Here is a 20873-nt window from a genome sequence, read left to right as displayed (position 1 = left end):
TGACTTGAGCTTATTTGTGTTAATTCCGTTTTAAGCCCGGGGCGTAACCGGTTAGGGTGAGGTATTGTTCAGGTGCGGAAACTTAAATAGGCTAAAAGTGGGGGGGGGAGACGAAAGGCACTCTGCCGAAACGGGGTGCCTTTTTTTTATTGCCGCGGGAGCTGCCCCTCGGTCATCCGACGGTCACGAAGAAGGTGGTTCCGCCGCGTTGCAGCAGGATGAGGAGCGGTGTCCGCCCGGCGGAGAGGGCGTCCAGGAAGTCCTGCACCCCGCGGATCGGTTTCCGGTTCACCTCGAGGATGACGTCTCCCGGGCGGATCCCGGCCGCTCCGGCAGGACCGTCCTCGTCCACAGCGGCGACCACCACGCCGTGCCCTTTGGCGATCCCGTTGCGCGCCGCCCGCCGGTGGTCGAGAGGCTTGACGGTGACGCCGAGATCGGCCTGCGAGGAGAGCGTTCCCCGGGCTTCAGCCGCCTGCGAGGCGTCCTTTAGTGTTACCCGCAGGGGGAGCTCGGCGCCGTCCCTGATCACGGTGATGGCAATCTCCTTGCCGACCGGGGCCTCGGCCACGATCCTCGGGAGATCGTTGGCGTTCGCCACGGCGTGACCGTAGCAGGAGATCACCACGTCCCCGGCGTGAATCCCGGCAGCACTTGCCGGACTGTTGGTCATCACCGACGAGACCAGGGCCCCCTTGGGTTCCTTGAGCCCGAGCGACTGCGCCAGTTCCGGCGTCACCGTCTGGATGGAGACTCCGAGCCAGCCGCGGGTCACCTTCCCTTTCTCCCTGATCTGGCTGCTGACCGACTTCGCGAGGTTACTTGGGATGGCGAACCCGATCCCCTGTCCCCCCTGGATGATGGCGGTGTTGATGCCGATCACCTCACCCTGCATGTTGATGAGCGGTCCGCCGCTGTTCCCCGGGTTGATGGGGGCGTCGGTCTGCAGGAAGTTGTCGTAGGGGCCCGAGCCGATCACCCTGCCGGTCGCACTGATGATCCCCTGGGTCACCGTGTGTTCGAGGCCGAAGGGGTTGCCGACCGCCAGCACCCAGTCCCCCACCCGCATCTTGTCGGAGTCTCCCAACGGGAGCACCGGGAGCTCTCGGAACGTGGAGGATATCTTGATGAGCGCCAGGTCGGTCTTGGAGTCCCTTCCCACCACCTTGGCGGTGAATTCCCTGCCGTCGGAGAGCTTCACCTTTATCTCGTCCGCCTTGTCGACCACGTGATTGTTGGTGATGATGTAGCCGTTACGGTCGATGATGAACCCCGAGCCGAGGCTTTGCTGCTTGACCGCCCGGTCCGGGACGTCGTGGAAGAAGTTGCCGAAGAAGTCGTCCTGACCGGGGGCGCTGCCGTCGCGGCCGAAGAAGTGCAGGAAGGGATCGCCCGGCACGGTGACCGTGCTGGTGCTCCTGATGTTAACCACCGCCGGCTGCACCTTCTCCGCGAGCTCGGAGAAGGAGCGGGGGAAGGCGAGCAGGGCGGCGGGCTTGTCCTTCTTGCACCCTCCAAGCAGCGTTGCGCCCGCCACCAGGAGCACCATGGCGCCGCGGGAGATCAGGCGTGTTGTTGTTATGAGTTTCATACTGTCACCTCGTCCCAGCGAAGGGGCCTAGGGAAGGGTGAAGGCAACGAAGAGGAAGGTTTCCCCCCGCTTCAGCAGGAGCCTCACGGACGCTCCCTTGGCAACCCGCTCCAAGGCGTGGCCGTACGCGGCCTTGGTCGTCACGTTCACACCGTTTACCTGGCGGATCAGGTCGTTGACCTTGATCCCCGCCGCCTCGGCGGCACTGTCCGGGGCAACTGCGGTCACCACCACCGCGGGCTGGAAGGCGATCCCCGCGCTTTGCGCATACTCGGGGGTCAGATCCTCCACCGAGAGTCCCGCGGCGCTTTGGTCCGCCGCCGCGGAAGTGGCCTTCCGCTCCTCGGGGAGCCGGGCGACGACGGCGGTCTTGTCGATCTTCTTCCCGTCCCGCAACAGCGTGAGGTGGACGGTTTTTCCCACCGCGGTTCCCGCCACCATGCGGGGAAGCTCGGTCATGTCGTGGACGGTCTTGCCGTCGAACGTGAGGATGACGTCGCCCGCCTTGACCCCGGCCTTGTCCGCCGGCCCACCGGCACTGACCTCAGCCACCAGCGCACCGGTCGGCTCCTCGAGCCCGAACGAGCTCGCGAGCTCCTCGGTCACCGTCTGGACGCTCACCCCGAGATAGCCGCGGGTGATCTCTTTCCCTTCCTTCAGTTGCGGGAGCACCGACTTCACCATGTCGATCGGGATGGCGAAGCCGATCCCCTGGCCGGAGGCGATGATGGCGGTGTTGATACCGATCACTTCGCCGCGGCCGTTGATGAGGGGGCCCCCGGAGTTGCCGGGGTTGATGGAGGCATCGGTCTGCAGGAAGTCGTCGTAGGGGCCGGAGCCGATCACCCGCCCCTTGGCGCTGATGATCCCGGCGGTGACCGTCCGTTCCAGGCCGAAGGGGTTGCCGATCGCCATCACCCAGTCACCCACCCGGATCAGGTCGCTGTCCCCCAGCGGTGCCGGGTGGAGGTTCCCCTTGGCGTCGATCTTCAGGACTGCTACGTCGAGCTTGTCGTCGCTCCCCAGTACCTTCGCCTTGTAGTGGCGATGGTCGGAAAGCCGCACGGTGATCTCGTCGGCATCGGCGACCACGTGGTAGTTGGTGACAATTTCCCCGTCACTGCTGATGATGACGCCGGAGCCGAGACTGGTCTCGGCATGCCGGTGCTGCGGAATGTCGCCGTAGAAGTGCTTGAAGAACTCCTCGAAGGGGTTTCCCGACGGTGACTGCTGTTCGCCGCTGGGGAGCTGAGGCTTGACGTTTTTCCGCGTGCTGATGTTGACCACCGCCGGGGTCAGTACCTCGGCGAGCTTCGCGAAGTTGGGGGCGCCGTGATCCGCCTCCCCCAACGGCAGGGCGGCCAGGGTCACCGTGGCGGAGCCGATCAAGAGCGCCGCCGCGGCCACGGCCGTGGTAAGGTACCTGGTGAATTTCATGGACCTTCTCCTTATTGCGAACCGAGGTTCCTGATCACATCAGGGATCGCCTTTTCGGTAACGCCTTCCAGCGCCTTCTGCAGCAGGACCTGCAACTCCTCGGGCTGGGTCCGCGCGTAGCTCTCCTCGAACGAAGCGTCATACCGCTCGGTTTTGACGAGCGTGCCGGAACGCCAGATCTCCAGCTTGGCCGAGACCAAGGCCGACGAGGTGACCTTGAACCAGGAGGGGCTCTCGGTGAGGTCGATCTTCACGTCGCTCAGCCGCAGGTAGGGGCCGGAGACTATTTCCGGCGGGGCTTCCCCCTTGAGGACTTGGTAGCCCGCCTTCTCGAGTTCCTGGGTGAGGGCGTCGGTGATCTGGTCGCGGGGGGCGAGCGGCGAGGTTATGTCGTCGGTCACCCGGCCGTCGGAATCCTTGATCTCACCCACCACCCAGCGCAGCTGTTCTCCCGGGAGAGCGGTGGCCCCTTTGGGAGCGGCGAGGTAGATCTGGCCGCTTCCCCCCTTGACGGGCCCGCTCGGGATGTACATGAGATCGATGCGGTGCGGAAGGCTCGTGCAGCCGGCCAGGGCCATAACCGCAACGATCAGCAGAATGGGGAATACCTTCTTCATGGCGTTCTCCTTGTTTCACGGCTGCCGGGGTAGCGTTCGCTCCCCCGGCCTGCGGTTACTTCTTCTGTTCGAGGCGGAAGATCTTCTCGGCCTTCTTGGCGGCTTTTTCGGCTTCTTTGGCGGCCTTGTCGGCGGTTTCGGCGGCTACCGCTCCCTTGTGGGCGTCGCCGCGGGCATCCCTTGCTTCAGCCTCGGCGCTCTTCGCCATTTCCAGGGCACGGTTCGCGGTATCCTTGGCATCCTGGATCCCGGCGCGGTCCCCCTTGTCTGCGGCTTCCACCTGGTTGAGCTTCGCTTCGGTGGCGGCAAGTTTGGTTTCCAGCGTCCCTACCCGTGCCTCCAGTTTCCCCATCCGGTCGCCCAACGGGTCCGTCTGTCCATGGACGAAACTTTCCGTCGCGCATCCCGACATCAACAGTGCCGAAGTCACCAACCCCATCCCCACCAGCGTCATCGTTTTCATAACCTTCCTCCTTGTGGGCATCCGCCCCTTGGGCCGGATGCCGGTTTGACTGCCAATGATTCCAAAGACGAACATGCTCCCTCACCCGGCCTTCCGCCACCCTCTCCCCTGAAGGGACGAGGGTATAACGGAAGCCGTTTGGCAACCCGGAGCTCTTAACTATGCTCTCAGGTTAGCATCTAGCGTGCCGGAATTGAAATGGTTGCGATTGCGGGCGGTTAGGCGATTGAGGGGCGGGAAGGGAGGGTGGGCGGTGGAGATAGTGGTATCCAAAATGGATAGCGAAAATGAATAGCTTAAACCGCCGCTGAGATAGATCGCCCGGGCGGGGCTCCTGCGTCAGCTACCGGGTCCAAGTGGAGCGGGGGCGGGGCCGCCCCCTCAGTCGTCGCTGCCGCCCAGGCCGTACTTTTCGAGCTTGCGGCGGAAGGTGTAGTAGTTCATCCCGAGCATGGCCGCGGTCTTCATCCTCTTGCCGCCGCAGTGGCGAAGGGCCTGCTCCAGTAACCAGCGCTCCACGGTCTCCATGCTGCAAGGGAAGGGAGGGGGGAGGAGGGGCTCGGTGGGGGGGAGGACGGGGGAGGACTCCGGTGCGCCGGAGAGCGCCGCGACGTCGGCCGCGCGGATCACCCCGCCGGTCTCCAGGGCGACCCGCCGGATCACGCTCTTCAACTGCCGGATGTTTCCCGGCCAGGGGAGGGAGGCGAGGAGAGCTACGGCCTCGTCGTCGATCAGCGGGACCGGGACCCCCAGCTCTTCGCAGCTCTCACTGAGGAAGCGGAGCGCGAGCGGGAGGATCGCCTCCGGGGTGGAGCGCAGCGGCGGGAGCGCCAGCACGGTGTCGGCCAGCCGGAAGTAGAGATCCTCCCGGAACCTCCCCTCGGCCGCCTCCTTCTTCAGGTTGCGATTGCTCGCCGCGATGACCCGGACGTCCGCCCGTTTCTCTTCGCTCCCCCCCACCGGGGTGAAACGCTTCTCCTCGACGAAGCGGAGCAGCTTCGCCTGCAGTTCGGGAGGGGCGGACTCGATGTCGTCCAGGAAGAGCGTTCCTCCGTCGGCGCGCTCCGCCAAACCGGTCCGGTTGCGGTCGGCGCCGGTGAAGGCTCCCTTGACGTGGCCGAAGAGCTCGCTCTCCACCAGGGTGACCGGGAGGGCGCCCATCTGCACGGTGATGAGCGGTGCGGACCGGCGCGGGCTCAGGGCGTGGATCATCGAGGCGAGGCGGGACTTGCCGGAGCCGGTTTCTCCCTGGAGAAGGACGTTGTAGGAGCTGCGCGCCACCCGGGCCACCTGCTCGGCCAGCGGGCGATGCAACGGGGCCCCGCCGAGGCTTTCCCACAGGTTCGCGCTCAGTTCGCTGGAGAGTCCCTCGATCTGGCGGCGCTGAAGCACCGGGAGGGCTACCCGGGCGATGGTAGCGACCAGCTCGTCGCCGTCGGCCGGTTTCCGGACGAAGCCGCTTACCCCGAGCTCGATGGCCTTTATCAGGTAGCCGGTCTCGGTGAAGGCGGTGCACAGGACCACCGGGGTGGCGGGCGAGCTCTCCTTGAGCCTGGCCGCGAGCTCCAGGCCGTCCATGACCGGCATCCGGATGTCGCTTATCACGAGGTCGGGCTCCTGGGCGGCAAAAACGGCCAGGGCGTCGGCGCCGTTGGCCGCCTCCAGCACCCGGTGGCAGTACAGGGCGAGGAACGCCCCGGTTTCCCTGCGGAGATCGGCTTCGTCCTCCACCAGCAATACGGTCAGCTTCTTCAAGTCGTTCATGATTCCTTTCCTGTCGGGAGCTCGATGCGGAAGGTCGCACCGGTCCCCCCCGGCACGAGGGTCAGGCTCCCCCCCATGCTCTCTTCGATGATCATCCTGGAGAGGTACAGGCCGATGCCGGTTCCTCCCCGCTCGCTCTTGGTGGTGAAGTGGGGAGTGAAGAGGCGGGGCTCGACCTCCTTGCCGATGCCGCAGCCGTTGTCGATCACCTCGATGGCGAGGCGGCCGGGCTGGGGGGCGGTCAGGCAGATGACGATCCTCCCCTCGCAGGCCATCCCGTTCTTCTCGCGGTTCTCGAGGATCGCGTCGCGCGCGTTGGCCAAAAGGTTGAGGATGACCTGCTTGAACTCGCTTGGCCCTCCCTGCAGCCGGAGCCCGGCGGCCTCCCCCCCTTCCAGTTGCACGGCGATGGCGTGGTGGTTGAGCTGGGCCTCGAGCAGCTGGAGCGCTTCATTTATGCAGCCGACGGCGGAGAACTCCTGCCGCTCCTTGTCGGGGCGGTAGAAGTTGCGGAACTCCTCGATGGTATCGGACATGTAGCGGACCTGGCGCATGGCGTTGGCCTTGAACTCGTCGAGATGACCGGGGGGGAGCTCTCCCCGGGTCCCGAGGGCGTGGGTGCGCTGCACGATCATCCCCAGGGTGGCGAGCGGCTGGCGCCACTGGTGCGCGATGGCGCTGATCAGGTCGCGCATGGCGATGACCCGTGCCTGGTAGGCCTGCTTGCGCTCGGTGATGTCCCGGCAGATGCTCAGGATGACCGGACGGTCCCCCCACTGGATGAGCCGGGCGCTCACCTCCACCGGGACGGGAGTGCCCTCCTTGGGCCGGTGCAGGGTCTCGTAGGTGAGCGCGGTCTGCCGCCGTATGGCCGCCAGGCGCTCCTCCCGCTGCCGGAGATCCCCGTCACCCTCGATCTGGCAGGTGGAGAGCTCCGCCAGTTCCTCGCCGGAGTAGCCGAGGCGCTCGATTGCCCGCGGATTGGCCTGGAGGATGCGGCCGTCGATTTCGGAGATGAACATGGCGTCGTTGGCGCTGTCGAAGAGCAGGCGGTACTTCTCCTCGCTCTCCTTGATCAGCTCCGTCTGCCGGGCGGCGGCCTCCTTGGCCGCCTGGATGCGGCAGAACTGGTCCTGGAGGGAATCGGCCATCTCCCTGAAGTTGGTCATCAGGTAGGCCCCTTCCGACACGCTGGTCTCCGGCCACTGCACGGTGGCTCCGGAGGCAAGCCGGGCGGGGAGGGCGCGGGTGACCTGCAAGAGCGTTTCCAGGCTGAGCATCATCCGGCGGCTCAGCAGTTCGGCCAGCCCGAGGGAAGCGAGGAGGACCACCAATAAAAGGGTGAGCTTTTCCAGGTAGCTCGCGTAGAGCGCCTTCTGGAAGGGGGCGGCGGGCTGCTCGAGGGTCAGCTTCCACTCGCCCAGGTCCCCCACCACGATTTCGGACAGGTACGCCGGTGCCCCTGCCGTCTTGCCGCCGGTGGCCGCGGCGGTGAGCGCCGACGGCAGCCCCTGGCGGCCGGTCCCCTCCGGGGGAGAACCGCTTCCGCTTTCGTCCACCGGCCGGTTGGTCATGATCACCCTGCCGTGCTTGTCGGTGAGCGTGTAGAGCTTTCCGGTGTGCTCGGTGAACTTGTCGAGGAGTGTCCGTGTCCGCTCGAGGGAGATGACCCCGCACAGGTACCCGGCGAATTCCCCCCGCTTGACCACCGGAGCGAGCATGGCGACCCGCGGGCGGGGAGGCGTGTCCCAGAGGAAGGAGACATCGGAGAGCATGGGGGCCAGGGTCTGCCGGAGACGGGGGACGTAGTGGCGGTCGGCGAGGTAGAGCCCGACGTTTGGGGAGCCTCCGGGCCCGGGGGGCGGGTAGAAGGCGACCACCTCTCCCGAGCGGTCCATGAGGGCGATCTGCCGGAAGTCGAGCTCCGCGCGGGTGGCGAGGGCCAGGTAGGGGCGGATCTCCGACGGAGATGCCTTGGCGATGGTGTCCGCCAGCACGACCAGGTTCTGCTTGCGGCTGAGCGCCCAGCTTTCCATCAGCCGGTCGATACGCTGGCTGTCCTGGTCCAAAGAGGTCCGGATGGCGCGCTCGGTGTCCCGGAAGTCGGCCCTGCTCGTGAAGGCGAGGACCACGAGGCTTGGGAAGAGCACGAAGAACGAGAAGAGGTTGTGCATGATCTCCCGGTAGGAAAGGGTGATCCTCCGGGAGTAGACGGCGGCGGCCATGTACAGCATCCGCGCCACCAGGGCGTTGGTGATGCCGTTCACCGTCAGCTTCGCCATCGTTATGGTGGTGCTCCCGTAGGGGAGCGCGAGTGCCAGGTGGTAACAGAGGTAGGTGGCCGGTATCCCGGCGAAGAGCCAGTAGCAGGTGTCGGCCACCACCATGGCCATGTTACGGCGCAACACGAGGAACCCCACCGCGGCCACCTCGGCCGCCATGATCAGTGCGGGGTAGGGGGTGCCCTGGAAGAGCCAGGCGCTTCCGGCGATCACCGCACCGGCGGCCATCCCGCGCCTGAGGCCGAAGAACTGGAGTGCCAGCAGGGAGAAGATCGAGCCGAACAGGAAATGGATGTCCAGGAAAAACGTGAAGGGATAACGGTTTCCGGCCACGCCGGCGACGACGAGCCCCACCCACAGGAGCGGATTGCGGTAGAGGCCGTGGTGGACGTTTTCTTCTGCTGGTCTGGTCATGGGGGCGCTTGGGCGGCTGGTTCGGAGAAAAAAACTCGCACGCGGTGCTTGCTGAGGTACATTGTTAAGGGATAGTCTACCTTATCTTCATGATAGTACAGGAGCAGTATGACCAGGAACTACTTTCGAAGGGCCGGGTGGCGCGGCGGCGCGCTCATGCTCCTTCTTCTCGCCGGTATGGGGAGCGGCTCCCGGGCCCTTGCGGCCGAGGTCGCGTTTCACGGCGGGGTCGGCGGGGAGCTCAAGTCGCTGGCGGCCGGTGAGGACGACTCTCTTTTGGAGATCGCCCGGGCCCACGACCTGGGCTACAACGAGATCACCTCGGCCAACCCCGGGGTCGATCCCTTCGTCCCCGACCCGGGAACCAAAATAACCCTGCCGACCAGGTGGATTCTGCCGGAGACGCCGGCCGAACAGGGTATCGTGGTGAACCTTGCCGACATGCGCCTCTACCTTTTCCCCGGGCACCGGGGGAAGAGCGTGACGACCTTTCCCATCGGGATCGGGGACGAGGGGTGGGATACCCCGCTCGGCACCTACAGTATCATCGAAAAGATCGAAAAACCTGCCTGGCACGTCCCGGCCTCGATCCGGGCCCAGAAGCCGGAGCTGCCTGCTGTGGTGCCGCCAGGGCCGGATAACCCGCTGGGAAGCCATGCCCTCCGCCTTTCCATCGGGACCGTGCTGATCCACGGCACCGACCGTCCTTACGGGATCGGGATGCGGGTGAGTCACGGCTGCATGCATCTCTATCCCGAGGACATCACCGCGCTCTTCCGGCGGGTCCCCGTGGGGACGCGGGTCACCATCGTTGACCAGCCGGTCAAGGTGGCTTTCTCCGGAGGCCGCGTGCTGGTGGAGGTGCATGAGGATGTGCGCCAGGCACCGGGGAGAGACCTCGAGCGGGAGGTGCGCTCCCTGCTGGAGAAAAAGGGGGTGACCGCGATGGTCGACCAGGAGAAGTTGAAGCAGGCGCTGGCCGCCCGGTCGGGGGTGGTCACCGACGTCACCCGGTAAGCCGCATCAGGGCCTGATCTCCACCGGGGTGCCGTCGGGGACCAGTTTCCAGATCTCGTCGATCTCGCGGTTGTTCACCGCAATGCACCCCTTGGTCCAGTTCTTCCGGTAGTGAATGTCCTCCAGGTCGTCGAATCCCTTGGGAAGGCCGTGGATGGCGATGTTGCCGCCGGGCGAGTGCCCTTCGTTGCGGGCGGTGGCGGCGTCGGCGTTGTTGGGGTAGGAGATGTGGAGCGACTTGTGGAAGGCACTTTTGCCGTTGCGCCGGTCGATGAGGTAGATCCCCTCGGGCGTGCGGCAGTCCCCCGCTTTGCGCTTCGGTCCCGCCGTATTTCTCCCCAGGGCGACCCGGTACGAGCGGATGACTTGGCCGTTCTTGAGCAACTCCATCACCTTGGCCCCCTTGAGGACGACCACCCGGTCCACCGCCGGGGGAGGCGAGGTCGGTGGGGGAGCCGCCTGTGACGGAGCCGCTACCAGGAAGGAGAGCAGCAGGGTAAGAAAGCCGATACGAGGATACTTTGTCATGCGCGCGAGTTTACCAGAATTCCGCGTGTTATCGCCATCACTTCCTCTCGGGCCGCCTTCCGTTCTCCCTGAACCACAGAGGCTCTCGTGGATCCACTGGCTGACGCCACCGCCGTGCCGGTGCCGCGGCACCGGGAGCGTCGGCCGCCGAAGGTTTACCGTGAAAGGAGGAAAGAGCGGCCGTCCGGTTATTCCCTCGGGGGCGCCCACCGGATGGTGAAGGATGGCTTCTCCTTTCCGGGCGCCCGTTTCGCAGCGGTTTCCCCGGCCGGAACCGGCGATTCACTTTGGGCGGGAGCGGGCGGCGTCTTCGGGGCGGCGGCCGCCGGGGGCTCGCCTTGGTAGCCGATGCTGCTCACCTCCGCGCTGGAGTCATCCAGTACCACCTTCTGCACCTTCCCCGAACGATAGGTGATGACCATGGTGTCGGCCGACACCGGCGTCGCCACCAGCCAAGACCCCAGTACCAGAAAGCCGATTCCCTTCGCCTGCCTCATGAGTTCCCCCTTCACGCCGCTTCCCTCCCATCCCCGCCCATTTTTATCCCGTCCCTTCACGGCCGCGCCAGCAGACGGCGGTGGAGCGGGTCGTCGAGGGCGCGGTAGTCGAGTTTCTTCCGGTAGATCGGGTCGGCTGCCTTTTCGTGACAGATGAGGCAGCTGTTGACCGCCAGGGTCCGCCGCACCTCGGCCGTGTCGAGGGGACGGGAATGCTCGCGGGTGATCGCCGAGTAGGCCCGGACCATGCCGTTTCGCATGGTGAGGAAACCGTCCAGCGGCTTCTCGTCCGAACGCTCGCAAATCAGGGTCGCCTCGATGTTGCGCCCCGATACCACGTGCTGCCCGAACCCAAGAAACGCGGGGTTGCCGTGGCACTCGGCGCAGGCCACCGCCTTCTTGCCGGTATTGTGCGAATAGAAGGGGGCGAAGCGGAGCTGGTGCTTCCCCTTGAAACGCGCCACGTACTCGCTCTTGGCCACTTCGCCGTCGGGATCGACCACAGTGACGAAGGTCTGGCAGCCTGGGGTGACCGGGGAGATCCTCCCCCGCTGGTTCAGCGCCAGGGGGAACGGGTAGAGCATCCGGTAGTCCTCGGTCTCGCTGAAACTCCCCGGGGTCCGCCTCCCCTTGATGAAGTCCATGCCGGACTCGCTTTTGTCGTACTTCGTGTGGCAGCCGTAGCACTGGACCGCCGTGCGGGAGTGGCAGGCGTAGCACTCCATCCGGGCGTGGCCGGAGACGGTGTGCTCGGCGGTGCCGGTGATGACCTTGCTCCGGAACAGCTTGCCGCTTCGCTTGCCGAGCACGTAGACCGTGCCGTCTGCGTAGAAGGCGTTCGAGTAGCTCCGCCCCTTGGCGGTCAGCATCATCTTCATTCCCTGCCGCATCGGGATCCGGTACCCCTTGGACTCGCGCAGGGGCTCCTCGTTCTCGCGCAGGATCTCCCGGTAGCGGGGGGGGCGGGTACCGCCGTGGCAGTCCTCGCAGGCGATCTCGGTCTGGAGGTTCATGTTGCGGTAGGCGTAGCCGTCCCCCATCACGTCGCGGGAGGTATGGCAGTCGATGCACTCCATCCCGGCGGCGGCGTGGACGTCGGGGGCGATATGGACCGCGTTGCGGACGCCGCTCATCAGTATCGGACCGGGATCGCCGTGGCTGGTGGGAACGAACGAGTTGTTGCCGTCGTAGAGTCCCTGGAAGGAGAGGGCGATCCGGCCGCTGCGGTTGTGGCAGCGGGTGCAGACTTCGGTGCCGGGGAGGCGTTCCATGGTGTGGCTGGCGGAATGGGTTTTTCCCCGCAAGGAAGGATCGTTTCCCTGATAGATTCCGGCGTCGTTGTAGGGGAAATGGCAGGCCGCGCAGCCGGACGCGTGGCTGGCGCCGTAGACGCCGGAGGCCGGGTAGGCGACGTGGCACCGGGAGCAGAACTTCCGGTAGAGGTCGCCCGAGATGTGGTCGAGCTCCGCCACCGGTTTGAGGTCCAAGGGATGCCCCTCCGCGTCGAAGAGCTTGGCTTTGCGGCTGCCGTAGGGGGTGGAGGGCCCTTCCCAGGTGAGCCCGATGTTCCTGATCATCCCGCTCGCCGTGTACATGAGATTGGAGGATACGCGCCCCACCTGGTAGCGGTGGCAGGTGCCGCAGCTTCTCTCCCAATGTTCCGGCGCGGACGGGTTCCCCGGGCCGAACATGGTGCGGTGCGCGGCCTCCTTGGTGGCCGCCGTGGGATCGCCGCCGTGGCAGGAGACACAGCCGGAGTGGCTTGCCGATGCCTTTTCCAGTCCGGCGTGGCACGACTCGCATCCGGAAGCCCCGCCGCCGGAAGCGGTGCAGCCCGAGAGCACGAGGGTAGCCAAGAAGATCAGGCCCAGCGCGGCCGTGAGGATCAGGTCGAGGGGGATCGGGAGGGGAATCCTTGTCATGCGGTCACTGTTCATCTGATGCCGGGTTCGAAAGGGGAAAGTTAGCGGTGAGGGCGGCACCCTTTTCACCAGGAACCGCCACCCCGGCAGTTACCGGGTTTAATCGCCGTCTGCGCCACTATAGTGAAACTCGTGTCATTAACCAAGACTTTATTGCATTTTTTGAATATCCCGCTCCGGGGAGCGGCGCCCGCCAGCCTGCACACGCAAAAATGGCCGACGGCGGGTGCCGTCGGCCATGTCGAGCGATGGTGCCGGTATCTTTAGAATACCAGCTGCAGCTGGGTCACGAAGGTGTTGAAGTCCTTGCTGCGCAGATTGCCCCCCTGGAGCCCGGTGAAGGTTCCTTCGTGGTCGAAGTCGGTGTGGCTGTACTCGAAGGTGACCTTGAGGTTCTGGCCGCGGATGTAGTAGTTGGCCCCCAGGCCGAACCAGTCGATCTTCTGGTTGAAGATGTTGTTGAGCTCGGCGAAACGCCACTTCTCATACCGGCCGAAGAACTGCAGCGGCAGGGAGGGGAGCATGTAGCCACCCTTCACGTACCAGCCGTTTTTCTGGCCGTTGAGGCCGAGCGCCCCCAGGTCGGGGCTCGCACCCAACTGGGGATCGTCCAGATCGACCCGCTCGTAGGCCGCGGAGGCGGTAACGGTGCCAACTCCCTCGAAGGGATACTCGAAGTAGCCGTCGAAGGTCCAGGCCTGGTAGTCCTTCTTGTCGGTGCGGTTGACGGTGTCGCCGTAGGCCACGTCCGGTTCGAACTGGTAGGCGCCGCCGACGGTCAGCACCTTCTTCTGGCCGAGGTAGGTACCTTTGTAGCCGTACGCGTTCTCGGGGTCGAGGAAGGTGAGGTGGCCGCGGAAGGAGTAGCGGAAGTTGGAGCTCGGAGCGGTGTCGCCGGAGACCGCCTTGCGTCCCTCCATGACGTCGGCCCGGTACTGGAAGATGTCGTTGAAGAGGTTACCCCAGACCGCCACCCCCATGTCGCGGGTGGTGACGAAGGAGGGGCGGATGAAGAGCGAGCGGTCGAGCGTGAGCGGCATCTCGCATGCCTCCAGGTTCTCGCGGGAGAGGTTGTACTTGAACTTCCCGGCGTAGACCTTGAAGCTGTCGTTGAGGTCGAAACGCATCACCGCGTCCAGAAGCTGGAACTGGGTCCCCTGGTTCTGGCTTGCCACGTCGATGGCGGTGACGTTCTGGTCCTCGGTGTACTCGGTCTGGACGTAGAGGCCGAAGTGGTCGCCCCAGTTCCCCATCAGGGCGAGCCGGTTACGGCGGAAGTTGAAGTTGGTGGTGGTGTCGTCGTTGTTGTCCCCCGATCCGGTGTCGCGCACCGTCATCTGGAACTGCCCCTTGTAGTCGATCTGCAGCGAACCCTTGTCGTCGGGACCGAAGGTCATCTGGGGCCCGGCGAAGGCCGTACCAGCCAGCATCAGGAAGCCGATGGTCAACCCTGCAACCCCTGCCGATTTAGTTGACATGATCATAGTTTGGAACTCCTTGTCGTAGAGGAAATCGATTGGTCACTGGCGCTTCGCGGGCGTGGGTCAGCAGCCCCCGGCGCTCCCGGTGCCGGATCCGCCGCTGGTGCCGGTGCTGGTGCCGGTGCCGGAGGTAGCCCCGGTGGTGACGTACTGGGAGTCCTGAAGCAGGATCTGGTCGGCTCGCGGATCGGTGACGGCGGAGAAGAGGGCGTGGGAAACCGGGTCGAGCGCCATGGCGGCCGGGGTGATGGTCCCGGTGGTGCGCAGCGCGGTGGTGCCCGGAGTGACCGCATCGACCCGCCAGATGCTCCCGGTGGGGAGGTTGTTGGCGGGGGTGGTGCTGTTGTAGACGTAGGCGGACCACTGGTTCCAGGAGCCGTCGTAGAGCTTGGCCGGCCAGGCGGTCACGCCGTCCAGGACGAAGAAGATGACCGAGGCGCGCATCCCCGAGGCGCAGTACACGATGTTGTTGGAACGGGCGGCGGTGATCCCCTTGGCCTCCAGGCGGGTCACCAGGTCAGCTGCGGCGGGGAACATGCGGGTCTTGGTGGTGACTCCGCCGGGAAAGTCGGCGTAACGGTTGTAGTCGTCGACGATGGCGTTGGCGACGTTGGCGGTGATGGTGCCGCCGCGCGCATCGATGATGGCGAGGTCGCTGGCGGTCACGGTCCCCTTGTTGAGATCGTCCACGGCCTTGATCATGTCGCCGATGGCGAGCCGCAAGGAGGCCTTGAGGCCGGTGTTACGCACGCTGTAGGTGGAGGGGGCAACCGTGGTGGCGTCGGTCGCCAGGGTGAGCCCCGCGTCCTCCCAGGCGTTGTCGCCGCCGTTGACCACCTTCAGGCGCTCTTTCGGGAAGCCCCAGTAGCGGAAGGTGAAGTAGGCGCGGGTCATGTTGAGGAAGTTACCTCCCTTGCTGACCGAGAAGACGATGGTGGTGCGGTTGTCGATCCCCGAGCGCTGGATGATGTTGTCCATGGTGGTGCCGTCGGGAACCTGGGTGGAGATGGCGGCAACCCCCTCCAGCCGGGTCTGGGTCAGATCCACGTTGTTGGTGGAATCGAGCAGCAGCGCGCCGGGGATGTGGGCGGTGGCATAGGCCGCCGGCGTGGTGACTTCGAGGACCACCACCTTGTCGAGCGTGTTGGGATCCTGGCTGTTGACCAGCCCCTGGGAGGCCCACTGCTGAAGAGTGGCCGCTTCGACGAGGGCGTTGGCCGTCTGCGCGGTGGCGGATACCGGCCGGCTGGGTGCATCGTACCCCTTGGTTCCGCACCCGGCGCTGACCATGAACAGGACTGCAACCGTCGCGAGCAGGCCGGCCAGTGCCGATCTGCCCTTGAGAATCAGTTTCTCTGACATAAACCCTCCTTTGGTTAAATAACGTTAATCGTAAATTGAATTACCGGCTCTTCGTTTCTTGCTAAGCCACCTCCCTCTGAGAAAGGCGCCCCGATCCATTGTGTATAAATGGTGAGCACTGACTCATAATCATTCCTTTATCAGTCTAAATTATTATTGCAATCTTACAAAAAAATTGTCATAAGCATGAGTGAATTATTCTCATGTAATACATGCGTTTTCCGCATCACCAGTTCGGAGTGCCCCGTATGGATCTCACCCTCCTCAAGACCTTCGTGAAGGTTGTCTCGCTGGGGAGCATCACCAAGGCTTCCGCGGCTCTCTTCGTGACTCAGTCGGCGGTCTCCCGGCGCATCAAGCAGCTCGAAGACAGCATCGGAACCCCGCTCCTCGACCGTAACGGACCCACCCTGGTTCCCACCGACGCCGGGCTCCTCCTGCTCGACAAGGGGCGCAAGATCCTCGACCTGGAGCAGGAGTTCCTCCTGGGGCTGGGAGCCCCCGAGGTCAGGCGGGCCATCTCCTTCTGCTCGACCCCTTCCCTCGGCGTGGACCGTCTCGCCAGGGTGCTGGAGTCCTTCATCTCGGACCACGCCGCCACCGTCGATCTCCACTGCGTCTTCGCCATGCCGGAGGAGGCTTTGGTGGGCATCGACAGCGAGCGGTTCGATCTGGCCCTTATCGAGCACTGCGACGAGGTGGAATTCAGCAACCGGCTCATCTGGCCGCTCCCCCACGACGAGGTGCTCTTCATCAGCGCTCCCTCCCTGCAAATCCCGGCGGGAGAAAACACCCTCGACATGCTGCTGGGCCAGCGCCTGTTCCTGAAGACCGAGCAAGGGTGCGCGAAGCGCTTCATCGACAAGAACCTCACCTCCCTCAACCGCAGCTGCCGCGATTTCGCCAGCGTGGTCTACTTCGACGACCTCTCCTTCATCCGCAGGGAGGTGCTGGCGGGGAAAGGGGTGACCTTCGGGTCGTCGGCACTCTTCGCCTCCGAAGTGGAGGCTGGGATACTGCGGGCTCACCGGGTCCGCGGCTTCGACCATGTCCGGCCACGTACCTTGATCCTCGGCCGCCGCAGGTTCTCGGCAATCCACAACACCTTCCTCGATTACCTCTTCGAAGAGTTCGGCGTCTCCAGCCCCCAGGACCTCCTCGATGGGCTGCCGAACCGGCGGTTGATGGTGGCGAACGGGGAAGGGGGGCGATAGAATCCCCCTCACCCGGTCTTCGGCCACGCTGGAAGGGGCGGGTGCGAAGTTGAAAGAGGCTTAGGCTACGCTAGAAGGGGCGAGGGGGGCGTTAAAAGAGGCTTGGGCCAGGCTGGAAGGGGCGTGGGGATAGTTGAAAGTGCCTTGGGCCCGGCTGTAACGGGCGAGCATATAAAGTAAGGGGATGGGGCGAGGGTATTTTTGATGCTTAAGTGGGAAGGGGGACCGGAAACGTTGGCCGCTCCTTCCGGTCATAGGCTTCGTCGAGCGAGGGAGGGGAAGGGGGAGAGGGGACTGCGGTCTCAGTGATAATCGTAGGTTGGCAGGGGTATTCCTCTGTTTGACAAATAGGCATCGCTGGGATAGATTCGCCCGAACGGATGGCAAAGTCGTCGGGCGAAGGCGGGAACATGGCGGTCAAGGACCAGAACTCACTACGGAAACTGCTGCAAACCTGCTCCGATCTCGAAGCCCTGGCGGGTGAGCTCTACCGCACCCTGGCCAAGGTCCATAAGAACGACGACGCGGCCCACGCCTTGTGGCTCAAGACCGCGCGCGAGGAGGACAACCACCAGCTGCAGTTCGACCTCTGCCTCAGGCTCGCCTCCAACATGGTGCTCGGTTCCTCGGTCAGCCAGGAGAAGGCGGACCGCGCCGTGGCCCTCTTCAAGGAATCCATCCTCAACCTGAGAAATTCTCCTCCCTCGGTTCCCGCCGCCTTGAAGTTCGCCATCAGGATGGAGACCGCCATGCTGGAATTCCACACGGCCCAGGCGCTCGATTTCACGAGCGACCAGTTCCTGAACATGTTCAAGGCGATGATGAACGACGACCGGGAGCACATAAAGTCGCTGCAGGATTTTCTCCAGAGCTACGAAAGCAAATAATCCCGCTTATCTCCAGGGACGACGTGCATTTACCTTCAGGGGACTGGCCGCCAACGTAGCCAGTCCCTTTTTTCACGCAGGAACATCACCCTCATCCCTGCCCCTCACCCGGAGGGAGAGGGAAGACCCGGAATCGCACTATGGAATCTCGCCTTTCCCCCGCTCTGGCGGGGGCCCTTTCGATGGCCGCCTGTGCCTTTTTGTGGAGCCTCGCCGGCCTTTTCATCAAGGTGCTCGACTGGAACCCCTTTCTCATCGCCGGACTGAGGAGCCTGATCGCCTTTTTCACCATCTGGGCCTGCATCGGCTCGCTCCGCATCCGGTGGTCCCGGCCGCTTCTGGCGGCCGCCCTCGCCAATGCGGTCACCATGCTCCTCTTCGTGGCCGCCAACAAGACCACCACCGCCGCCAACGCCATACTCCTGCAGTACCTCGCCCCGGTCTTCACCGCCCTTTTCGGGGTCACCGTCCTCAAGGAGCGGCTGCACCGGGAACAGCTTCTGGCGCTGGTTTTCACCATCGCCGGCATGGTGGTCCTCTTCATGGACCGGCTCTCCCCGGGACAGCTTTTGGGGAACCTGCTGGCGCTTACCTCCGCCTTCACCTTTTCGCTCATGTTCGTCTTCACCCGGATGCAGAAAGAGGCCGACCCGCTGCAATCGTTCCTCGTTTCCCACGGGGTGGCCGCGGCCGTCGCCCTCGGCATCGCGCTCTTCTTCCCCCTGCCGGTCTTCACTCCCCGGGCCATCGGAAGCATCCTCGTGCTGGGGGTGGTGCAGATCGGCTTCGCCTCGCTCTTTTTCTCCTACGGCATCAAGCGGGTCTCCGCGGTGACCGCCAACCTGCTGGCCCTCATCGAGCCGGTATTCAACCCGGTCTGGGTCTTCCTCGTCCTGGGGGAGGCCCCGACCGCCAACACGCTGATGGGGGGGCTGCTCATCGTCGGCTCGGTCGTCATGGCCACCCTGATCGGCGCCCACCGCGCCGCGCGCTACGCCGGCACCTGAAGCTTCCCTTTCCTATCGGCGTTAATGGCGGCGGGCCCTGGTCCCGGTGACGACCGCGCCGAGGCCAATCACGCCGCAGAGTGCCATGGTCACCGTCATCGGGACGGCCGTGCCGTTACTGAAGAGGCCGACCAGCGCTCCGCCGGAGGCCCCGAGGGTGTACTGGATGGTCCCCAGCAGCGCCGAGGCGCTGCCCGCCGCCCGGTCGAAGGGGGCCATGGCGAGCGCGGTGATGTTGGGGTAGAGAAGCCCGGTCGTGCAGAGGGCGATGAAGATGAGCACCGCCTGGAGCGGGAATCCCCCGGCCCCGGTGAGGACGGCGGCGGTGAGGAGAACTCCCGCGGCCGCGTTGACGCCAAAGGCCACCGCCGCGATCCGCTGGGGGGAGTGGCTGCGCAATAGCTTCCGGTTGGCCTGGGAGCCCCCGATCAGCCCGAAGGCGTTGACCGCGAAGAAGAGCCCGAACTGCTGCGGGGAAATGCCGTGCAGCTCGATGAACAAAAGCGGCGCACCCGAGATGTAGGCGAAGTTGCACCCGGCCACGCACCCGAGGGCGATGGCGTACCGGAGATACTGCCGGTTCTTAAGGAGGTGGCCGTACACCTTCGTCATCTCCGCCAGGCTCCGGTTCTGCCGGCGCTCCCTCGGGAGCGATTCGGGGAGCCCCACCGCAGCCGCCAGCAGCGAAACGATTCCGAAGAGCGACAGGAACCCGAAGATCCCCCTCCATCCGGTGATGAGCAGGATCTGCCCACCTCCCAGCGGTGCGAGGATCGGCGCGACCCCCATGATCAGCATGAGCAGGGAGAACATCCTGGCCGCTTCCGTCGTGTCGTAGAGGTCGCGCACCACCGCCCGCGAGATGACCATCCCCGCCCCTCCTCCTACCGCCATCGCCACCCTCCAGAAAAGAAGGCCGGAGCCGGTGTGGACCATGGCGCATCCGATGGTGGAGAGCACGTAGAGGGCGAGCCCGGCGAGGAGCGGTCCGCGCCGCCCGTAGCGGTCGGCGAGCGGGCCGTAGAAGAGCTGGCCGAAGGCCGAGCCGTAGAGAAAGGCGGAGACCGAGAGCTGCACCGTGGCGAGCGGTATGTTGAGATCCCGGGCCATTTCCGGGAAGGCGGGGAGGTACATGTCGATGGACATGGCGCTGAAGGCGGTCAGGGCCCCGAGGATCAGCACGAAGAAGGTCAGCTGCGCTCTGCTCATTTCAGCGGGTAAAACCGCTGCTTCCGTTTTCATCACGTCGAAATCTCCAAAGAAGTTGCTCTATACAACTATTTGCCGAAAAAAAGGGCCGATCACTTCAAGAGGTTGGCGTAGGCGCGGCGCAGGACGTCGCGGCAGCGTTCGAGCTCCTCGTCGCCGATCCCCTGCTGGGCCTCCTCCACGATAGCTTTGGCCAGGGCCGTGGCCTGGTCCATGAGATCCTTGCCCGCATCGGTGAGGTACAAAAGGCGCTCCCTGGCGTCGCCGGGGCTGGGAAGCCGCACGATGAGCCCGCGCTCCTCGAGGCCTGCGGCCAGGCGCGCCATGGTGGTCTTGTCCTTGGCGGTTTTCTCCGCCAGCGCACCCTGCGGCAGTCCGTTGGAATCCCACAGCTGTCCCAAGAGGAGATACTGTTCCGGGGTGATCGGCAGCTGGTGCTTGACGAGCTCACTGTTGAGCCGCTTCACCACCGCGCGGGAAAAACGGGAGGCCAGGTGCCCGAGGGAGGTGTGCAGGTTGTATTTCTGATCGGTAGTCTTCATATAGTTGCTATATACAACTAAAATTCTTCCGCTGTCAACCGGGAAGAATTATTCCGCGGCGCCCGCTCCCGGTCTCGTCGTTGGGTGAGATGTGCCGAGAATACGATAATAAAATAATTAACATTGTCACATTTGACGCGAAGCCTGTAACGCGAATCAACCTTGCAAGTGGTTTGAGTAATGTTAAGCTTGGTAAAAGGGCTGCAGTGTTATTTAAAATGAATTAATAAAGCATGTGTCTTCTCTCTGTATCAATGTTCTGCGACACGCGGCACCTCCGTAGTGACAATACGGGCCTCATAGATGAGGGGAGGGAGGTGCCGGTACATGGCTATAGCGTCCGCAAAGAGATCTTTTCTCCTCCTCTGCCTGCTCATCGTTTTCCTCCTGACTCTCGGCGGCGGTACCGCTCTTGCCGGAGAACGGCGCGGCACCGTCACCTTCTCCATCGAAGTCCCCGCACCCCGCGAGGCCGGTAACGTCAAGCTCTGGTTCCCCTATTCCACCACCAATTACTTCATGTATCCGTACACTGAGGTGGAAGGCAAGGCCCTCGACTACTGCCGCCCCCGGACCTTCCACTTCATCGTTTCGTGAGGATTGACCGCCACCATGGTGCGGGCAGGGAAGCCCGGCGCC

18 protein-coding genes are annotated in these 20873 nt (G+C 64.5%); 5 read left to right on the top strand and 13 right to left on the bottom strand.

What is annotated here, in order from left to right:
• Positions 1-172: 172 nt before the first annotated feature.
• The 6 genes from L4X63_RS13515 to L4X63_RS13490 form a co-directional block, all read right to left on the bottom strand.
• The gene (locus L4X63_RS13515) at positions 173-1591 is read right to left on the bottom strand and encodes a DegQ family serine endoprotease (RefSeq protein WP_250679171.1); all 1419 of its coding nucleotides are present in this window, start codon (positions 1589-1591) and stop codon (positions 173-175) included.
• A 27-nt stretch (positions 1592-1618) separates the two neighbouring features.
• Positions 1619-3028, bottom strand: a complete 1410-nt coding sequence (locus L4X63_RS13510; RefSeq protein WP_250679170.1) for a DegQ family serine endoprotease — start codon at positions 3026-3028, stop codon at positions 1619-1621.
• Between the two features lie 11 nt (positions 3029-3039).
• A complete protein-coding gene (locus L4X63_RS13505; protein WP_250679169.1) occupies positions 3040-3645 on the bottom strand; it encodes a YajG family lipoprotein in 606 nt (201 codons plus the stop codon).
• Between the two features lie 55 nt (positions 3646-3700).
• Positions 3701-4108 (bottom strand): hypothetical protein, encoded by a 408-nt coding sequence (locus L4X63_RS13500; RefSeq protein WP_250679168.1) that lies wholly within the window; start codon positions 4106-4108, stop codon positions 3701-3703.
• Between the two features lie 381 nt (positions 4109-4489).
• A complete protein-coding gene (locus tag L4X63_RS13495; RefSeq protein WP_250679167.1) occupies positions 4490-5872 on the bottom strand; it encodes a sigma-54-dependent transcriptional regulator in 1383 nt (460 codons plus the stop codon).
• Complete coding sequence (locus L4X63_RS13490; protein WP_250679166.1) at positions 5869-8568, bottom strand: PAS domain S-box protein; 2700 nt, start codon at positions 8566-8568, stop codon at positions 5869-5871. The genes L4X63_RS13495 and L4X63_RS13490 overlap by 4 nt, the downstream gene beginning before the upstream one ends.
• 108 nt (positions 8569-8676) lie before the next feature.
• Here L4X63_RS13490 and L4X63_RS13485 point away from each other — a divergent pair, with 108 nt between their 5' ends.
• Positions 8677-9585, top strand: coding sequence for a L,D-transpeptidase family protein (locus tag L4X63_RS13485; RefSeq protein WP_250679165.1), 909 nt, complete (start codon positions 8677-8679; stop codon positions 9583-9585).
• Between the two features lie 6 nt (positions 9586-9591).
• Here the strand turns inward: L4X63_RS13485 and L4X63_RS13480 are convergent, their stop codons facing one another.
• From L4X63_RS13480 to extH, 5 genes are all read right to left on the bottom strand, one after another.
• Positions 9592-10113 carry a L,D-transpeptidase family protein gene (locus L4X63_RS13480; RefSeq protein ID WP_250679164.1) on the bottom strand — a complete coding sequence of 174 codons (522 nt, stop codon included), beginning with the start codon at positions 10111-10113 and terminating at the stop codon, positions 9592-9594.
• Between the two features lie 188 nt (positions 10114-10301).
• Positions 10302-10610, bottom strand: coding sequence for a hypothetical protein (locus L4X63_RS13475; RefSeq protein WP_250679163.1), 309 nt, complete (start codon positions 10608-10610; stop codon positions 10302-10304).
• A gap of 56 nt (positions 10611-10666) precedes the next feature.
• The gene (gene extM, locus L4X63_RS13470; RefSeq protein ID WP_250679162.1) at positions 10667-12532 is read right to left on the bottom strand and encodes a selenite/tellurite reduction operon c-type cytochrome ExtM; all 1866 of its coding nucleotides are present in this window, start codon (positions 12530-12532) and stop codon (positions 10667-10669) included.
• 263 nt (positions 12533-12795) lie between these two features.
• A complete protein-coding gene (extI, locus tag L4X63_RS13465; protein WP_502799914.1) occupies positions 12796-14016 on the bottom strand; it encodes a selenite/tellurite reduction operon porin ExtI in 1221 nt (406 codons plus the stop codon).
• A gap of 60 nt (positions 14017-14076) precedes the next feature.
• Positions 14077-15375: a selenite/tellurite reduction operon rhodanese-like protein ExtH gene (gene extH / locus L4X63_RS13460; RefSeq protein ID WP_250679160.1), complete on the bottom strand. Its 1299-nt coding sequence runs from the start codon at positions 15373-15375 to the stop codon at positions 14077-14079.
• 248 nt (positions 15376-15623) lie between these two features.
• Between extH and L4X63_RS13455 the strand changes: the two genes are divergently transcribed.
• The 3 genes from L4X63_RS13455 (at position 15624) to L4X63_RS13445 (ending at position 18483) form a co-directional block, all read left to right on the top strand.
• Entirely contained in the window at positions 15624-16589 is a 966-nt protein-coding gene (locus L4X63_RS13455) for a LysR family transcriptional regulator (protein WP_250679159.1), read from the top strand.
• Between the two features lie 380 nt (positions 16590-16969).
• Positions 16970-17476 (top strand): ferritin family protein, encoded by a 507-nt coding sequence (locus tag L4X63_RS13450; protein WP_250679158.1) that lies wholly within the window; start codon positions 16970-16972, stop codon positions 17474-17476.
• Between the two features lie 140 nt (positions 17477-17616).
• Complete coding sequence (locus tag L4X63_RS13445; RefSeq protein ID WP_250679157.1) at positions 17617-18483, top strand: DMT family transporter; 867 nt, start codon at positions 17617-17619, stop codon at positions 18481-18483.
• 21 nt (positions 18484-18504) lie between these two features.
• Here L4X63_RS13445 and L4X63_RS13440 read toward each other — a convergent pair whose 3' ends face one another.
• A complete protein-coding gene (locus L4X63_RS13440; RefSeq protein WP_250679156.1) occupies positions 18505-19692 on the bottom strand; it encodes a multidrug effflux MFS transporter in 1188 nt (395 codons plus the stop codon).
• A gap of 92 nt (positions 19693-19784) precedes the next feature.
• The gene (locus tag L4X63_RS13435) at positions 19785-20234 is read right to left on the bottom strand and encodes a MarR family winged helix-turn-helix transcriptional regulator (RefSeq protein ID WP_250679155.1); all 450 of its coding nucleotides are present in this window, start codon (positions 20232-20234) and stop codon (positions 19785-19787) included.
• A 327-nt stretch (positions 20235-20561) separates the two neighbouring features.
• Here L4X63_RS13435 and L4X63_RS13430 point away from each other — a divergent pair, with 327 nt between their 5' ends.
• Positions 20562-20831 (top strand): hypothetical protein, encoded by a 270-nt coding sequence (locus L4X63_RS13430; protein ID WP_250679154.1) that lies wholly within the window; start codon positions 20562-20564, stop codon positions 20829-20831.
• Positions 20832-20873 lie beyond the last annotated feature (42 nt).

The sequence above is a fragment of the Geomonas sp. Red32 genome (assembly GCF_023652955.1).
Classification (GTDB): Bacteria; Desulfobacterota; Desulfuromonadia; order Geobacterales; family Geobacteraceae; genus Geomonas.
Note: the sequence above shows the minus strand (reverse complement) of the source record. Positions and strands in the feature narration are given on the sequence as shown.